Raw genomic sequence first — 15,889 nt, forward strand, 5'->3', positions numbered from 1 at the left:
TCGGCGAACAGTGAGCAGCGGACTGGCCGGTGATCCACTCCTGCACCACGCACCCGGTGGTCCCCGCGACAGGGTCCCGTCGATCCGGCGGAGCCACCCCGGCCGCTGTCACGCGAGCGGGGCTGGCCGGAAGCCCTCGGCTCCTGCGTGAGTGCTCCGTGCCGCGCGTGACAACAATCCCACGGTGGTGGAGAGTTGCTGCGGACGGCAGTCGACGCCGTGCCGTGGAGCCGGGCCGCCGGGCGGCCCGCCCGGCGGCGGAGAACCCGCCGGCTGATCGAACGAACAGCGTGTCGCACACCCGAAGGAAGCGGAAATGAGCACGGTCCTCATCGTAGGAGCCACGCAGGGCACGGGGCGGGCACTGGCCGCGGAGTACGCGCGGCGAGGTGCTGACGTCGTCATCACCGGACGCACCCAGGAGAGGGCTGCGGAGGTGGCAGAGGAACTGGCGGGGGAGTCGGGAGGCACGGTCAGGGGTCTCGCGCTGGACCTGAGCCGCCCGGCGGAGATCGCCGCCGCACTCGAGAGCGTGCGGACCGTCGACCGCGTGGTGCTCGTCGGGATGGTGCGCGACATGAACACCACCCGGGCGTACGACGTGGTCACCGCGACCACCCTGGCCACCACGAAGATCGTCGGTTACACGACCGTGGTCGCCTCGCTGCGCGAGCGGATGTCCGCGGACGCCTCGGTGCTGCTGTTCGGCGGCATGGCCAAGGACATCCCTTACCCGGGTTCGACGACGCTCACCGCGGTCAATGCCGCCGTCCAGGGACTGGTGCGCACGCTGAGCGTGGAACTGGCTCCGGTGCGGGTGAACTCGCTGCACCCGTGGGCCATTGTCGACAGCCCCGTCGTCGTCGACAACGAGCAGCTCCAGGACATGGCTCAGAAGATGACGCTCACCGGACGTCTCGCCACCATGGCCGACATCGTCGACGGTTGCCTGTTCCTGCTCGAGAACCCGATAGCCAACGGCATCGACCTCACGTTGAACGGCGGCATAGCCTGAGCGGACGTGGCCGCCACACCTCCCGTGAGGGAGGGCCCGGGGCCCGCGGCCTGGGCGGCGTGGCGGGCCCCGAGCGCCTTGCGGCTCAGCCGGTGGCGGCGACGGTGATCGGGGCGGTGTTGTTGGTCAGGTCCGGGTCGAAGTCGGTGACCGGGGGCTCGTCGTGGTCGTTGACGACGGAGATGGAGCCCGGGGCATTGGCGGGGACCAGGCTGTCGATGCGTACGCTGAAGGTGAAGGCGCTGCTGTCCTTCTCCCAGAGGTAGATCGGGGTGTGGCAGCGGAAGGTCCGACCGCCTCCCTGGCAGTTGCCCGGCGCTCCCACGGCGGTGGTTCCCTCGGGGAGGGTCACGTCGACCAGCGCGACCGGTTCCCCGGCGAAGAGCGAGGACACCCAGGCGGGTCCGTCGTTGCGTACCGAGACGGTGGTGGTGACGGTGTCACCGGGCAGTCCCGTCACCCGCGCGCCTTCCGCCACCAGGTCGGCGGTGTTGACGGCCTGGATGGTGGTGGCGCGGTAGTTGTCACCCTGGTCGAGGTCCGGTGCGGGTTCCTCGGCCGCGGACATGCGCGCGGCCGTCACTGGGGCGAGGGTGAGTTCGCCGCCGGAGCCGGGGGAGAACTCCTTGCCGTTCAGCGCCTGTTCGTAGGCCTCGTCGGTGTAGGGCTGGGCGGAGTAGTCGAATCGCTCGTACAGCGCGGCAGAGCCTGCGTGCACGGCCGCCGCGGCGGACAGGTCGTACGTCATGCCGGGTGCGGCCGGCTGGTCCACGACGCACACCGCGGTGGTCCCCGTGGGGTTGGCGGCCTGGTCGTCTTCGGCGTAGGAGCAGTTGGCGTACCGGTGCACGAAGTCGAGCCCGTGCGAGGCGAAGAAGGTGAGGAGCGTGCGGTCGACCGTCTGGTTGCCCAGGTTGCTCAGCCGGAGTGCCTGGTCGACGTCGGTCCCCGGGGACACGCCCTTGAGCCGGGGCAGCTGGTTCAGGGACAGGTCCGGGCCGCTGCCGACGGTGACGGACACGTCCATCGGCTCCGTGGTCAGCTGCCCGAAATCGCTGTCGGCGTCGGCGGAGACGTGCAGGTATCCGGAGCCGCCCTCTGGGGCGCCCGCCTTGGCCCGCAGCGTGAGAGCGGCGACGTCGGTGTAGGGCCACGTGCCGACCGCCCCGAAGTCGCAGGTCGCGATCAGCGGCGTGACGCTGTCCGGGGTGCACGCGGCCGGCCACGTCACCGTCGCGACGTCCGCGATGTCGCCGGCGTCCACGGTGATCCGGCCGCCGGTGACGTTGTTGTCCGGGTTGTCGTGGCCCACACCCAGCTGGACCGTCCGTGGGACCGCGGCCCCGGTGTCGGCGTCCGCCATCGGGAGCACGACCTCCCACGGCGCGTTGATGTCGAGGTAGTCGGTCTCGTCGCCGCCGTCGGCCACGGCCGGGCCGGCGGCCGCGACGAGCACGGCGCCGCTCACGGCTATCAGGGCGAGTGTTCGTCTGCGGCGGTGTCCGGTCGACCGGTTCTGCGGTTCCCGCATGGAGAGCATCCTTCTTCCCGTTGGGTAGGTGCCCAACCGACCCGAAACCCGCAGGTTCGCTGCGGGGCCGGGCAGTTGATCATCGGTGGGAAGAGTACGCCCGGGCTCGGACAACGCCGTGCCGGGTTCGGAGGACGACGGGAAGTGCTGGTCGGCGGGTTGAAGCCCGCACCGTCGGGGCCGCGCTTCGGAGGCCGGGGCGGCGCTCGTGGCCCCGTGCGTCAGGAGTTTCACCGTTGCGTACAGTCGCGCGGCCTCGATGCCGAAATCACTGAAGGCGCCGAGGGCGTCCACGAACACTTCAGGACGAAGTACGGCCGCGCCCGGGTGAGGTGTCCCCCGGGCGCGGCCGAGGCGGTTCAGCAGGTGGCGTTCAGGCCGGCCCAGTCGGCGCGGTCGTTGTAGCCGCCGTCGCCGGCGTCGCCGACCACGAGGTCGAGCACCCGGACGCCGGTCAGGTCGACGTCGGCCTGCTGGACGTCGTCGCGGGTGACCACGCCGCTGTCGTACAGCACCTTGCCGTCGCCGATGATCTGGAAGGTGGACGTGCCGCCCTCCGGGCCGACGTTGCGTACCGCGTCGTCGATGCCGACGGTCGCGGTCAGCCGGCTGCACCGGCCACCGAGGTAGTAGCGGACGGTGGAGGGCGAGGCGACCCCGATGCCGGTCGGGTGGACCTGGCCGAGCATGCTGATCGGCGACCAGCCGCCGACGCTGTTGTCGACCGTCGGGCTCATCCAGCCGCTGGTGGCGCTGATCCACTGGTGGTGCGACAGCGCCACGTCGCCGTGGGGTGCCGCCGGTGCGACGACCAGCGGTGTGGATGTCTCCTGCCGCAGCCGTCCCTTGCCGATGACCTCGTAGGACGTGGTGGCGGTCAGTGCGGCGTTGCCCGGCTCGGCGGTGGCCGGCAGGGTCACCGTGAAGGCGAAGGTCGCGGAGTGGTTGGAGGCCAGCAGTTTGGGTGCCGTGCCGGGCGGACCGGCCGTCCAGCCGGCGGGCACCGCGAGGTCGACCCGCGGAGCCTGGACCGGCTGCCCACCGTCGTTGCGGACGGTGACCTCGACCCGCGCCTGGTCGCCGCCGGCGACGAGCGGGGCGGTACCGGCCGGCACCGCGTCGCCACCGACCCGCGTCACCTGCGGCAGGCCGGCCACGACGTGCGGAACTCCGGGCTTGCCTGTGGCACGGCTGACCCGGAACAAGGCCGCGCCGTGGGCCGGGACGGCGGCACTGATCGTGCCCGCGCTCTCGGTGACCTCGTTGGTCCAGGCGTTCTTCAGCGTGAACCGGTGGCCGGACAGGCCGACCGACGACGCCTTCGTGGTCAGGGTCGCCGGGCTGTCGCCGCGGTTGAGCAGCACCACGGCACGGTCACCGTTGGCGAGCCGCTTCACCCAGGTCTCCGTCGTCCCGGCGGCCCCGACACGGACGGCCTGGACCACGGCGGGGTCCTGGTTGATCGCGAGCACATCGGGGTCGGAGAGAGTACTGAGCGAGGTCTTGCCCAGCTTGGTGACATCGCTGCCGATCACCAGCGGGGCAGCCGCCACCGACCAGAGCGTCATCTGGGTACGGAACTCCTCGTCGGACATCCCGTGCTCGGGACCGAGGTAGTCCGGGTCGTTGAAGTGCCCGGGACCCGCGGCCTCGGGGTGCCGCGCGTTCGCGTCGTAGTTGCGCAGCACGTCCTTGAACTTGATCTCGTCGACGAAGCCCACATCGGTGTACGTCCGCCAGGACTGCGCGATCTTCGGCGCGTAGGACCAGGAGTACGTCGACTGCTGCTCCTCCGGGTAGTTGCCCCAGTCGGGGGAGGTCACCGGGTTGCAGAGGTTGAAGATCATGGGGCGCTTGCTGGCGTTGTTCCGCAGCGCCTGCGCGAACTCGGTGTAGACGGTCTTCGGGTCGAGGTTCGCGGCGATGCCGCAGAGGTAGTCCACCTTGACCGCGTCGAACTTCCAGGCGGCGAACTGGTCCGCGTCGCGCTGGTAGTAGCCGTTGCTGCCGAGTCCGCACTTGCCCGGGATGTACGGGCCGGCGTCGGTGTAGATGCCGGCCTTCAGGCCCTTGGAGTGGATGTAGTCGACCAGCGGCGCCAGCCCGTTCGGGAACTGAGCGGGGTTGGGCGTCAGGTCGCCGGCCGCGCTGCGCGGGGTCGGCGCCGCCCAGTTGCCGTCGATCCAGACGTACTGGTAGCCGGCGTCGCGCAGGCCGCTGCTGACCAGGAAGTCGGCTGTCGACTTGATCTCGGCCTCGGTGGGGTCGCCACCGAACGCGTAGTAGGTGTTCCAGCCCATGTACGGCGTCGGGCTCAGCACCTGCTGGGGCGCCGGCGGCGCGGCGGCGGCCTTGCCGGCCGCAGGAGTGGCCTGGGCAGGCACCGAGACGGCCAGCAAGCCGGTCACGAGAGCGAGGAGGGCGGTGAGATGTCGTTTCACATCGGATCCTTAGCTGTCCGATCGATCAGGCATGCCGACCCGTCCTGGCCGTGAGCCCGAGGTACCGCTCCCTCGTCAAGGGTGCGGCGGTCGGTCTCCTGACCACTCAATGCCCGCACGCCTGCGGTGGTGTTGCCAGGATCTTGCAGGGACTCACCGGCGCCCGTCAATAATAATTCCTAAATTAAGAGTTACTGGCAGGACTCGTGGGGCGTCTGTAGTGATCCCTGCCGGAGAAGGCGTGATGTGGCATCAGGCAGGTGATGCCTACGGAGATGTGCGAGGTCTGACCTCGCTGGATGTCGTGCGAGCCCGAGGCGGGGTCGAGGGCCGGTGCGGCCGAGGGCCGGTACCGTCCGGCCGCCGGTCCGTGTGCGGCCCGGATCGCGTCGGGGGCGCGTTCGGCGACCGGAAGGCGGTCGGCTACCGCCGGCGGACCACAGGTTCTGGCGGCGGGCGCGACGCCGCGCTTCCGGCGTACCCCGGCAGGCCGCCGCGGTGTCGGGCGGGTTCCGGCCGGGCGCAAGAGAGACGGCCGCCCCTGGGAGGGACGGCCGTGTTCCAGTGGATAGCCAGTCCTGTCTGCTCTTCGACCATAATTGCGCCAGGCCGAGTGCGCACGGCGTGTCAGCTTGCATTCGGCTCGAAGAGTGACTCGGTGCCAGATCTGCCGGTCCCGGACTCGCTGCTCCGCGGGACCGTCCGCTGTCTCAGGTCTGACAGTCCGTCTCCAGACGGCGCGCGGGCAGGCCCGGGAAAGGACCAGCAGGCGATGGCGCGCCGGTCGCGCCTACGCGAAGCCGTACACGGCGAAATCGGTGACCCGGCGATACCCGAGCCGCTGGTAGAGGCCGTTGCTGGTGGGGTTGGCCAGGTCCGTGAACAGCAGCACATGCGCCGCGCCCGAGTCCAGCGCGGCCCGGCTCACCGCGATCGTCGCGGCGCCCGCGTAGCCGCGGCCGCGCAGGTGAGCGGGGGTGTAGACGGGGGCCACCCGGATCTGCCCGGCGACCATGGGGGTCGTGCCCGCCATGGAGACGGGGGTGCCGTCCGGGGCCTCCCAGAAGACGACGCGTCCGTGCGCTAGGCGTGCGTCGGCCCAGGATCCGGCGTCAGTGGGGGCGAGCCCTCCCGTCGCCTCGACGAACTCGCGGTACCAGAGCATGAGTTGGTCGCGGTCCTGCTCGTCCGCGACCCGGCCCCGGCCCTCGGGGAGCGCCGGCGGCGGGGTGAGCGTACCGAGGCGGTACAGGCACTGCCGTTCCTGGAGCGTCGCTGTCGCGCCCGTGTGCCGCTGCCAGGCGTCGGCGAAGGCGTTGGCGGAGTCGTGGTCCGCGCTGACGCCCGGAAGGCAGTGGCCCAGGCTTGCCAGGTGCGCGGCGAGAGCGTCCGCCCCCTCGGGGTCGAGGGGGGTGAGGTTGAGGTGGCGGGGCGGGGTGCGGAAGTAGGTCGCGCGGACCTCGCCCGCCCGTTCCAGCCAGCCGAAGACGGGGGCCTCGGCGCCGTACGCGTCCAGCCCGCGTGTTCGCAGGGTCTCGGTGACCGTCAGCGGGAGGGTGTGAAGTGCCGGGCGCGAGCGCAGGAAGTCGCCGGCTCGGGCGAGAAAGCGGTCGAGGTCCTCGGTGAGGTGCCATTCATCCGGGCGCATGCCTCATGATTCCGCGTGACGCGGGTGCGCGCCCTCGATTTTCCGCCGGGGCAGACCAGGAGGCCCATGTCCGTACGGCGTCGGCGCCGCTCAGTCACGTCGTGCGGACAACAGGCGTGCGACCACAGCCAGCACCAGCCCGGCCGCGAGCAGGTACAGGCCAAGACGGTCTTCGGGGACCGCCGGTGACCACACCCGCCAGTCCGACGGGGGGTACGCATCGGCCGCCAGGAAGTCCCCGTACGAGCGGGTGGAGAGACTGGGGGGCGTGCCGCCCTGGCTGCGCACGCACAGCAGGGCGCCTATGACGGCACAGGTCGTGGCTGTCGCATACAAGGCGGTGGGTCTGCGGCGGGCCGGTCCGGGCATGGGCTCTCCATCGTAATTGTCGCCGTGGTGCGACCGCGCCATCGACCGTCGGACGAGCCGGGGGAGCATGGCCGAAGTTCTGCTTCTGATCCGAGGTGCACCGGTTCGGGGGCTGAGGCTACCGGTCGTCCGCGAGCCGCGTCGGCACCCACCTGGGCGGACCCCGGATGTGTGGTGGTCGCGCAGCGCCGCAGGGCGGGCGGGGCTCGCGCGCGGGTCGTTGCTGACGGTCCGCGGGCGTGATGCGAGGATCGAGCGGGACGACCCAAGGGGGAGGGAAATGGCGCCACTTGGATTCCGCGGCCTGCAGGAACGTGTGAAGCGTCTGTCGGACCAGCAGCGGCACGCCGAAGCGTACAGCCTGATCACCGAGGAGGGACCGCGGTTCCCCGACGACGCATCGGACGTCTACTACCTGCGGTCCTGCGCGGCCGCGCGGATGGGCAGGGCCGATCTCGCCGTGACCCTCATCCGGGAGGCCTTGGCACGGGGGTACTGGTACGGGGAAGTTCTGCTGCGTCGATCACCGTCATGGGGGACGTTGCAGGGCACGGCCGGCTTCGAGGATGTGGCACGCGAGAGTCTCGCCCGGCAGCGTGCTGCCTCGGCGGCGGCACATTGCTCGGTCGTGGGGGAGGATGCGGGGCCGGAACCGTACCGCGCTGTCATCGCTCTGCACGGCAACGGTGGGGGCGCCCGGGAATGCTTGCACGGCTGGCGGGAGGTCGTGCGGGAAGGGCGGTTGCTCGCGGCCGTCCAGTCGTCCCAGTGGATCGCGCGGGACCGCGCTGTCTGGGACGACGAAGACGAAGCGTTGCGCGATGTCCGGGAGCAGTACGCGACGCTGACAGCCGAGTACGAGTTGGACGTGGACCACCTGATCATCGCCGGGTTCTCGATGGGTGCCGAAACCGCCCTGCGTATGGCCCTCGGCGGGACCGTACCGGCTCGTGGATTCGTCCTGCTCGGGATGGCCGGCCCGCGTACTGGCGACCCCGCGTCCTGGCTGCCGGTCATGGAGAAGCAGCGGCGAAGCGGCCTTCCGCTGCGTGGCTACCTCATGGTCGGCGCGAACGACGACGACGGCGTGCGGTGCGAAAAGATGCGACGGCTCGCCGAGTTCCTGACGTCACACGGGATTCCGTGCGGACTGGAAGTGCTGCCCGGGCTCGGTCACGAGTACCCCACGGACCCTCTACCGAATATCAGGCGGGCGCTCGCCTTCATCCGCTCGGACGATCCAGGTCATCGGACGCCCCCGGACACCTGACAGCCGCGGCCCTGACTCGATCGCGGGCGCCTCCGGCCGTCTCGTAGGGAGCCAAGTGGACACCAGCCCGCACCGGGTCAGGGCGTGTCCGCCGCCCGGCCCCACCGCGCCGCCTCACCCGGATTCGTCGAGCACCAGCCGCGTCCACGCTTCGGCCGCCGGATCGTGCCCTCCGATCGCGTTGCTCACAGACACACAGCGTTTCGCCCCCGCACGTCGCAAGCCGCTCCCGAAGCACGTCCCAGCCGGGGCGGGTCGTCTGCGGTCAGACGGCCGGGTCTGCCATGATCTCGCGGACCTCTTGGGCACAACGGCACGCGGCACCGATCTTCGCTGCCCACTCCAGCGCGTCCTCACGTGAGGGCACGTCGATGATCGAGAACCCGCCGAGTACCGCCTTGGTCTCCGGGTACGGGCCCTTGGTGACGGTCCCGTCGGTGGCCACGACGCTCGCCTGCTGCCTTTCCAGCCCACCGCCGAAGACCCACACGCCGGCCTCCTGAGCCTTGCGCACCACCTCGTGCGAGGCCTCGGCCACCTCGGACAACTCCTCCTCGGGGAAGGTCATCGCGCCGTCATCGAACGAGATCAGGTACCGCGTCATGGGCAGCTCCCTCGGCCGTTGGCCTGCTTCGGCGCATCCCACCCTACGGCGAACGCCGTCTTCCAGGGTCGAAACGCCTCGCCCTCGCGCAGCATCGGGCCACGCTCCCCCCGGCCTTGCCGGCACGTGTGGTCGTGCGGGCTGGGCGGCCTCGCGGGGGTGCACTCTCACATGAGCTTTCAGACCCCGCCCGCGCTGCCTCACGAGGTGGTGGTCCAAGGGGTGGAGCGGGCCCTGCGGGACCGTTCGGCAGGGGCGCGGCGGGGCGGGGTGGTGAGGGGGCGAGCGTCTTCGTCGGAAGTGCGTGGAACGATGACGACCGGGAGCTCGTCGAGCGCCGGCGCCTGTTGTCGGAGGCCGCGCCTAGGGTGGCCCCTGATCCCTGGCAGACCTGCTGGGAGTGTTCTGAACAGCCGTGGGGGTTGAGGTGCACTGGTGGAACAAGAAGCCTGGGGAGCGGGCACAGTGGGCGCTTGACCCGCTGGTGGGGGTGGGGCCGCTGCGGTTCGGGATGAACTCGGATGAGGTGGCGTCGGCCATGGACGGGGCGATCGCCCACGTCTCACAGGGACTGGGCAGCGGCAAAGGCTGGGGCTCCTACACCGACTGGGGTGTGACCGGGATCTACGGGGCGGATTCGGGCTTGGTCGCGGTAGCGATCGATGCGATGGACGGCCCGCTGGTGCGTCTGCGGGACATCGAGCTGATCGCCCGCGTGCCCTCCGAGGTGTGCGCGGACATCCAGGACCTCGCACACCGGGAGGGGACTCCCGTACGAGTGAACTGGAGCGGTGATCCGGAGGTCGAGGCCTGGGGTGTTTCCATGGGCGCCACGCAGGAACTGGGGCTGTCGTCCGAGGGGTATCTGCAGCGGCAGGACACGATGATCACCCATGCCCTGCTCGTCGGCAGTGAGCTGGCGGAGGATCCGTACGGATCCGAGCCGGTCGCCTACTGGTGGGATGTCAGTGACGAGCAGCTGAACCCGGGGACGTGGCCCGTGAGGGCCGAGGAAGACCGGCCGCGCTGGGACTGGACACCGCTGCAGAGCATAGGTCCCCTCCGGTTCGGCATGAATCCGCAGCAGGTGTCGAGCGCGTTGGACGAGCAGCCGGCTGCTCGTCTCGGCCGGTACTCCTTCGGTCGGCCGTGGGAGAACCCCGGAGAGTGGATCCTGTCCCACGACCGGTTCGACAAGGCCGGCGTGACCGCTCACTATGCCTGTGGCCCAGGCGGGCCCCCCACCCTGGGCGCAGTCACCGTTGACGGACTCACTGGGCCGCAGGTGGAATTCGAGGGCATCCGCCTGATCGGCATGTCCGTCCAGGCCGTGGACGCGTCCCTGATGCAGCGACTGGAGGAGAGCGGAATGGGCATCACCTTCGCCTGCGGAGGAGATCTCGGTTCGCCCGGCCTCAACATGTATGTACGAGCCAATCGAGCCGGCGACACCGTGGTCAGCGGGGCACGGTTCTGCCGAGCGGAGTGGGAGGACCACGGCTGACCACACGGCGGACCGTGCGCTTCAGCATGCGTCGAACGCTGCGGCCTGCTCGCCATCCGGCGCACTGGAGGAGCGCAGCCATTTCCGGTCGTCGCCGTCATGTGGCCCCGGCGTCCTGCCTGGTCGAGGTCACCGCCGCTGAGCCCATTGGGGTCTACCGCGACAGCCTGGGCTCTCCCTTCGGAAGGACCGGGAACAACCATGCCTCAACCGGACCGGTGCTGACCCGCGGTGACGTGGACCTCTCACAGGCGTTCCCGCGGTCGCCCGCCGGCCGCGTCCGACGTGGCACGCGTGTGGCACGTGCGGCCCGTCTTGGCAGAGGCGCGCGCCGACGAGGAACGGCCGTCACTCCAGCCACGTCCCGTCGCGCATGATGCCCCTCCCGCGCAGTTCCGGCTCGCCGCGCCACGCGCGCACGGTCCTGGGGACCACGCGCACATACAGGAAGGAACCCTCTTCCCCGCGTGGATCCCACCCGAACTTGTCGGCGAACGCCTCGGCTGCGCCGCCGGGCACCTCGTCGTCCGGGAAGTACTCCGCCTCACCCTGGAGAAGCACCACGTCGAAGGTGTTCGGCAGCGACAGCCGCACGCGCGGCTCCTTGCGGACGTTTCGCGCGGTCACAGAAGTGGCGCTGGTGCACATCCACACTGCCCGCCCATCCCACGAGAACCACAGCGGCACCTGGTGCGGCCCGTGATCGGGGTGAGCCGTCGACACCCACACATCCCGTTCGGCAACGAGCCGCTCCCGAGTGTCGCGCACCCGCTCCGCCGTCCCGCGCCGAACGATTCCTGTGGTCACCATGGGGATCGACCCTAGCCAAGCGGGCGCGAAGCGCGCCTGAGGCGCGGGACCTACTGCCGGCGACCGATGAACCCCTCAGCCTTTGGCCCGGGTTCGGCCGTGCTGCGCACGGTCAGGGCGCAGCCGGCAGGGACAGCCGCATGCGGAGCCCGGGGTCCGGGGGTTCTCCGGTGACTGTTCCGCCGGGTATTTCCGGGGTGGTTCACGCGGCCGGCACCGCACGGAGCAGCCGCCCGAGCTTGCGCACGGTGCCCGGCTTCCCGCCCTCAAACGCTGCCAGGACCTGGTCCGATCAAGGCCGCAGCGCGGACGCTCGGAAGACAAGGGCGGAGGTGCGGGAGGGCCTGGCCGAGCAGGTCAGCCCTGCTTCGGAGGGTCGGTCGAATGCCGCCCTCGGGTGTCACGTTGCCCAGCCTCCTTTATCGCGGCGCGAAGGTCTCGGCGGTGACGCCGCCACTCGATCACCGAGCCCGTCTCGCTGCGCCGGTGAGGCGGTACCAGGAACTTCGGCCGGTTGAACCACGCGATCGTGGCATGCAGCATCAGCAACGGGAACGAGCCCAGGATGAAGAAGGCGCCGACCTCTTCAACAGCGGGGCCCGCACCGCCGGCGGCGGCGGCAGCGGCGGCGATGCCGATCGTCATGGACACCAGCCAGCCCGCGAGGGCAACGATGCCGCGTTGATGTCCCCTGATGACCGACGGGTTCGTCGAGGACCAGTGCGTCGCCGCGTCGGGCGCCCGATCCGAGTCGGCCCAGTGAAGCCAGGCCGCTCGCACGGAGAACAGACTCACCGCAACCATGAAGAGTACGACGAAGATCCCGAAACTGATGTCTGCCACAGCCCCTCCCCGGCGTCAGCACTGATGAGACGCCCCAGTATCCGCGCGGACTCCCGAAGGTTGCTCGGTCGGGGTCAGCCGCCCGAGAACGTGGCCTTCCCCCATCAGAGACGGCTTGAAGGTCCGGTCTCATCCTTATCAGGTCGATCCCCACTGCCTTACTGACCAGCCAGATACGGGTAGCCACTGCGTGCGCTGTACGTCATATCCGCGGCGTGCCTGCCCTGTCTGCTGCTGTCGGTGTCAGCCGCTGATGTCAACGCCTGCTCTGTTGCCGAGCAGGCCCGACAGCCAACTTCCGGACGACAAGGAGCACGATCACGGCCACTACCAGCCTCGTAGCCTGGGTCGGAATGCCGGAGAGGGACTCCCCGGTGATCAGGCAGCTCAGCACGAAGAACCTGGCCTTGAGAAGTTCAGCCCACCACCCCGAACGGGTAACCCGTACTCGTCCTTCGCATGGGCTGATCCGCCCGGTGGGAGCCGGCGTCAGCACCCCTGAATCGTCAGGTATCCGTATGTCGACGCCGAAGCAGGGCCCCTGCCGGGCCTCCGGCCGCGTTGCCGCCGGGACGGCACGGCGGCGCCGCCCATGATCCGCATCATTGACGTGTCCATTGTCATGATGTGAGGATGCCGGTGATCCAGTCGTGCGACGAGCTCTTCCTGGAGGGGACATGAACAAGCGCAGAGGCGCCTCGGTCGCCGTGGCCGTGGCCGCGACGCTCACCGGGATGCTGGCGCTCGCCGCCCCGGCGGCCGCGAGCGTGCCGTACAAGGTGTATTCGACGAGCGAGGCCTGCAAGACGGCCGGCAAGAAGTTCGTCGACTCCGGCCAGGCCTACCAGTACACGTGCACGTGGGACAGCCCGGGCTTCCTCCTGACGCTCTGGCTCCCCTGACGCCGGGGGAACATCCGCGACCAGGCGGGCGGGCGGCGCCGGACAGGACTCCTGTCCGGCGCCGCCGTCGTGCGGGGGGACCCGGGCCACGCCGACGACCGGCTTTCTCGGGCCCCGTTCAGCGAGGTCTTGACGCCGCCATGCATCGCCCGCAGGTCCTCCGAACAGGGGTTCCGCCCGTGCGGCGCGGCTGGCGTACTGGTTTGCCGGCGCCCGTCGGCGCCGCGCACTCGCGACCTGGCACACCACCGGTGAGACGCCGGACTGGGCAGCGGTGCTGCGGGGCCTGGACAACGCCGCGGCGCGGGCGCTCGCCGGCACCTGGCGCGGCGGAGAACTGCCGTACGGGCTGTACGGGACAGCGGTGGTGACCGGCCCCAACCGCGGAATGGCGAATGCGAAGGCCCAGGGTGCGTATCGCGTCGTGATCAATCCGCGGGATTCACCCTCGTAACGAAAGCTGATCACGCAGCGAACGGGCAGTCGCACTGGATGCGCATGCCGGTCACCCTGTGGGCAGGCCGATCTGGTCGCGTTCGAGCCCGGAGCGCAGCTCCGAGAGGACTTGTACGGCGGCCAGTCCTGAGGGACCGCCGAGGACGTCTGCGGTCAGCTCGGCCAGTGCTTCGGTGAAGGTCGCCTCTGCCGCCTCGACGAGTCGCAGGCCTCCAGCGGTCAGGTCCAGCAGTGATGAGCGGCGATCCGATGGATTGGTTCGCCGCGTGACCCATGCCTGCTTCTCGAGGCGGTCGACGCCCTTGCTGGTCGCGCCGATCCCGATGGCGAATTCGGTGGCGAGGTCCGCCACCCGGGACCCGGGGTGGTCGCGCAGGAAGCGCAGGAACTCGAACTGCGAGGTGACGATCCCGTGCCGCTCGCGAAGGCGGTCGTTCAGCGCGTTGTAGAGGCGTGTCTCGCAGCGGACGAGATCGGCGAAGAAGCCCGGAAGGTCGATCGGGCCACGGCTTGACTTAGATGCCATGGCATATATTCTACCCTGCATGCCACAGCATTTAGTTCCTTGGCATGCACTTGCGATGGAGGCGACAATGAGCAGGCAACAGCGGGCAGAGATCGACGTGATGGTCCGACGGCCTCAGTCGGAGGGCCCTCGGTCGGTGGAGGAGCTCCGCGCCGGATTCAGGGCGATGATGGGGGAAATGATCGTCCCGGCTGGGATCCGCACCCGGAATACGACGCTCGGCGATCGGCCCGCGGTGCTCGTCGAGCCAGTCGACACTCCGAAGGCAGGGACGATCCTCTACTTTCACGGCGGCTCTTACGTGGTCGGTTCACCGGAGACGGCGATGTCGCTGACGGGGAACCTGGTGACCAGAACCGGGTTCAGGGCGTTCTCGCTGGATTACCGGCTTGCCCCTGAGCACCCGTTCCCGGCCGCGATCGAGGACGGGCTGAGCGCCTACCGCGCACTTCTCGACGGCGGCGAAGACCCGTCGGCGACGGTGTTCGCCGGCGACTCCGCCGGCGGCGGCCTCACTGTCACCACCTGCCTCGCCGCTCGCGACGCGGGCCTGCCCATGCCCGCCGCGATCGTGGCGTTCTCCCCAGGACTTGACGGGACCCGGACAGGCGAGAGCATGGACACCAAGGCGAGCATCGATCCGTTCTTCACGCGTGAGGGCCTGGAACACACCGGGGCCATGTATCGCGCGGGACAGGACCCCCACCAGCCCATGCTCAGCCCCGCGATCCTCGCCGACCTGACCGGCTTCCCCCCGATGCTTCTGCAAGCGGGCACCAACGAAATGCTCCTGGACGACTCCACACGCATGGCCGCGCGCGCGAGAGACGCCGGGGTGGACGTCATCCTGGACATCACCGCTGACGTTCCACATGTCTTCCAGGCATTCACCGGCGTCCTGGACGAAGCCGACGAGGCACTGGACCGCGCCGCTCTCTTTCTCAGCCAGCACATCCGCACCAGGGACACGGCACGCACGTCGGCAGGCTGAAGCCCGCAGACGGTCTCATGCGGACCACGGTCAGCACCCTGAGCCCTGGCTCGCCGTTCCTAATCCTGGCGGCCCGCGCCGCGCCCCACCTCGCCCCGAGGGCCGTTCAGGACCCCGGGGGTGCGTTCTCCGTGGGCGGTGGCTCACGCGGGGATGCCAGATCTTCTTGCGTGACACGAGTGCAACTGACCGATGGGCTCGAGCGCACGAGAGATCTTGTCCCAGTCCTGCCGGCCTGCACAGCGGAACGAGGCCCGGATCGGGTGGACCACGCAGGTCTGGGTGACCGCCTGCGGCCGGCGTCGACGAGATGGTCTTGTCGCTGTCCGCGCGCGGCGACATCTCCGCCCACCTCGCGGAGGCCTACGGTGCCAGCGTGTCAAAGCAGACCATGTCCACGATCGCCGACAAGGTCATGGAGGGCATGGCCGAATGGCAGAACCAGCCACTGGACCCGGTTTGCCCGGTGATATTCAGTCAGCCGGCGCTGGCGTTTCTTGACGATCTGCGGTTCGAAGCTGCCGTCGCGGTCGCGCGGGACTGCGATCTGGACCGGGCCGACGTCGGTCGGCACGGTCTCGGCACGGACGCCGTTGCGGGAGTGCCCGCTGCCGGCACCGGCCGGGTCGTGCTTGTCGTATCCGAGGTGATCAGTGATCTCGCCCTCGAGGGCGGACTCCGGCACCCGCTTGGTCAGTTGCTGCAAAAGCCCGCTCTCGCCCGTCAACTGCAGCCCGCTCGCGCGGGCTCGGTCGACCAATTGCCCGATCAACTGCTCATCCAGCACGTCCGCCGACAGCTCGACCGGCCGGACCTCTTCAACCGCCTCGACAGAGGCAGTCACGTCGCTGATCAGGTGTTCTTCCTTGATCGGGATTTAGACCGACCGGCAAATGGATCATGTGAGGCGTCGGGTGGTGGGTCGGGCGTCCCAGCGGTAGCGGCTCGTTGCTCGACGGATCAGTATGCGGAGCGTGAC

13 protein-coding genes and 2 pseudogenes are annotated in these 15,889 nt (G+C 69.8%); 6 read left to right on the forward strand and 9 right to left on the reverse strand.

The features are described 5' to 3' along the window. Positions 1-316 precede the first annotated feature (316 nt). Entirely contained in the window at positions 317-1,015 is a 699-nt protein-coding gene (locus PV364_RS35825) for an SDR family NAD(P)-dependent oxidoreductase (protein WP_319664984.1), read from the forward strand. A gap of 85 nt (positions 1,016-1,100) precedes the next feature. On the opposite strand, the gene PV364_RS35830 is transcribed toward PV364_RS35825, so the two are convergent. The 4 genes from PV364_RS35830 to PV364_RS35845 form a co-directional block, all read right to left on the reverse strand. After that, complete coding sequence (locus PV364_RS35830; protein ID WP_319664985.1) at positions 1,101-2,546, reverse strand: hypothetical protein; 1,446 nt, start codon at positions 2,544-2,546, stop codon at positions 1,101-1,103. A gap of 359 nt (positions 2,547-2,905) precedes the next feature. Further along, entirely contained in the window at positions 2,906-4,987 is a 2,082-nt protein-coding gene (locus PV364_RS35835) for an NPCBM/NEW2 domain-containing protein (protein WP_319664986.1), read from the reverse strand. A gap of 790 nt (positions 4,988-5,777) precedes the next feature. Then, on the reverse strand, positions 5,778-6,635 hold the full coding sequence (locus PV364_RS35840) for a GNAT family N-acetyltransferase (RefSeq protein ID WP_319664988.1): 858 nt from the start codon (positions 6,633-6,635) through the stop codon (positions 5,778-5,780). Between the two features lie 90 nt (positions 6,636-6,725). Then, complete coding sequence (locus tag PV364_RS35845; RefSeq protein WP_319664989.1) at positions 6,726-7,004, reverse strand: hypothetical protein; 279 nt, start codon at positions 7,002-7,004, stop codon at positions 6,726-6,728. Positions 7,005-7,284: 280 nt separating this feature from the next. On the opposite strand from PV364_RS35845, the gene PV364_RS35850 reads away from it, so the two are divergent. Further along, the gene (locus tag PV364_RS35850; RefSeq protein WP_319664991.1) at positions 7,285-8,274 is read left to right on the forward strand and encodes a hypothetical protein; all 990 of its coding nucleotides are present in this window, start codon (positions 7,285-7,287) and stop codon (positions 8,272-8,274) included. A gap of 265 nt (positions 8,275-8,539) precedes the next feature. Here PV364_RS35850 and PV364_RS35855 read toward each other — a convergent pair whose 3' ends face one another. Further along, on the reverse strand, positions 8,540-8,878 hold the full coding sequence (locus PV364_RS35855) for a YciI family protein (protein ID WP_319664992.1): 339 nt from the start codon (positions 8,876-8,878) through the stop codon (positions 8,540-8,542). A 415-nt stretch (positions 8,879-9,293) separates the two neighbouring features. Between PV364_RS35855 and PV364_RS35860 the strand changes: the two genes are divergently transcribed. Next, positions 9,294-10,382: a hypothetical protein gene (locus PV364_RS35860; RefSeq protein ID WP_319664994.1), complete on the forward strand. Its 1,089-nt coding sequence runs from the start codon at positions 9,294-9,296 to the stop codon at positions 10,380-10,382. 348 nt (positions 10,383-10,730) lie between these two features. Here the strand turns inward: PV364_RS35860 and PV364_RS35865 are convergent, their stop codons facing one another. Together PV364_RS35865 and PV364_RS35870 are read right to left on the reverse strand one after the other, a co-directional pair. After that, positions 10,731-11,192 (reverse strand): pyridoxamine 5'-phosphate oxidase family protein, encoded by a 462-nt coding sequence (locus PV364_RS35865; RefSeq protein WP_319664996.1) that lies wholly within the window; start codon positions 11,190-11,192, stop codon positions 10,731-10,733. 357 nt (positions 11,193-11,549) lie between these two features. Beyond that, positions 11,550-12,035: a hypothetical protein gene (locus PV364_RS35870; RefSeq protein ID WP_319664997.1), complete on the reverse strand. Its 486-nt coding sequence runs from the start codon at positions 12,033-12,035 to the stop codon at positions 11,550-11,552. A 677-nt stretch (positions 12,036-12,712) separates the two neighbouring features. Here PV364_RS35870 and PV364_RS35875 point away from each other — a divergent pair. Next, positions 12,713-12,937 (forward strand): hypothetical protein, encoded by a 225-nt coding sequence (locus PV364_RS35875; protein WP_319664998.1) that lies wholly within the window; start codon positions 12,713-12,715, stop codon positions 12,935-12,937. A gap of 505 nt (positions 12,938-13,442) precedes the next feature. Here PV364_RS35875 and PV364_RS35880 read toward each other — a convergent pair. Then, positions 13,443-13,919, reverse strand: coding sequence for a MarR family winged helix-turn-helix transcriptional regulator (locus PV364_RS35880; RefSeq protein WP_319664999.1), 477 nt, complete (start codon positions 13,917-13,919; stop codon positions 13,443-13,445). A gap of 67 nt (positions 13,920-13,986) precedes the next feature. Between PV364_RS35880 and PV364_RS35885 the strand changes: the two genes are divergently transcribed. Both PV364_RS35885 and PV364_RS35890 read left to right on the forward strand, forming a co-directional pair. Continuing rightward, on the forward strand, positions 13,987-14,910 hold the full coding sequence (locus PV364_RS35885; protein ID WP_319665000.1) for an alpha/beta hydrolase: 924 nt from the start codon (positions 13,987-13,989) through the stop codon (positions 14,908-14,910). A gap of 298 nt (positions 14,911-15,208) precedes the next feature. Next, a pseudogene (locus tag PV364_RS35890) lies at positions 15,209-15,385 on the forward strand (transposase); the annotation flags it as partial. On the opposite strand, the pseudogene PV364_RS35895 reads toward PV364_RS35890, so the two are convergent. Then, positions 15,386-15,709, reverse strand: a pseudogene (locus PV364_RS35895) (transposase); the annotation flags it as partial. Positions 15,710-15,889: the final 180 nt, after the last annotated feature.

The organism is Streptomyces sp. MI02-7b (assembly GCF_033793585.1).
GTDB lineage: Bacteria > Actinomycetota > Actinomycetes > Streptomycetales > Streptomycetaceae > Actinacidiphila.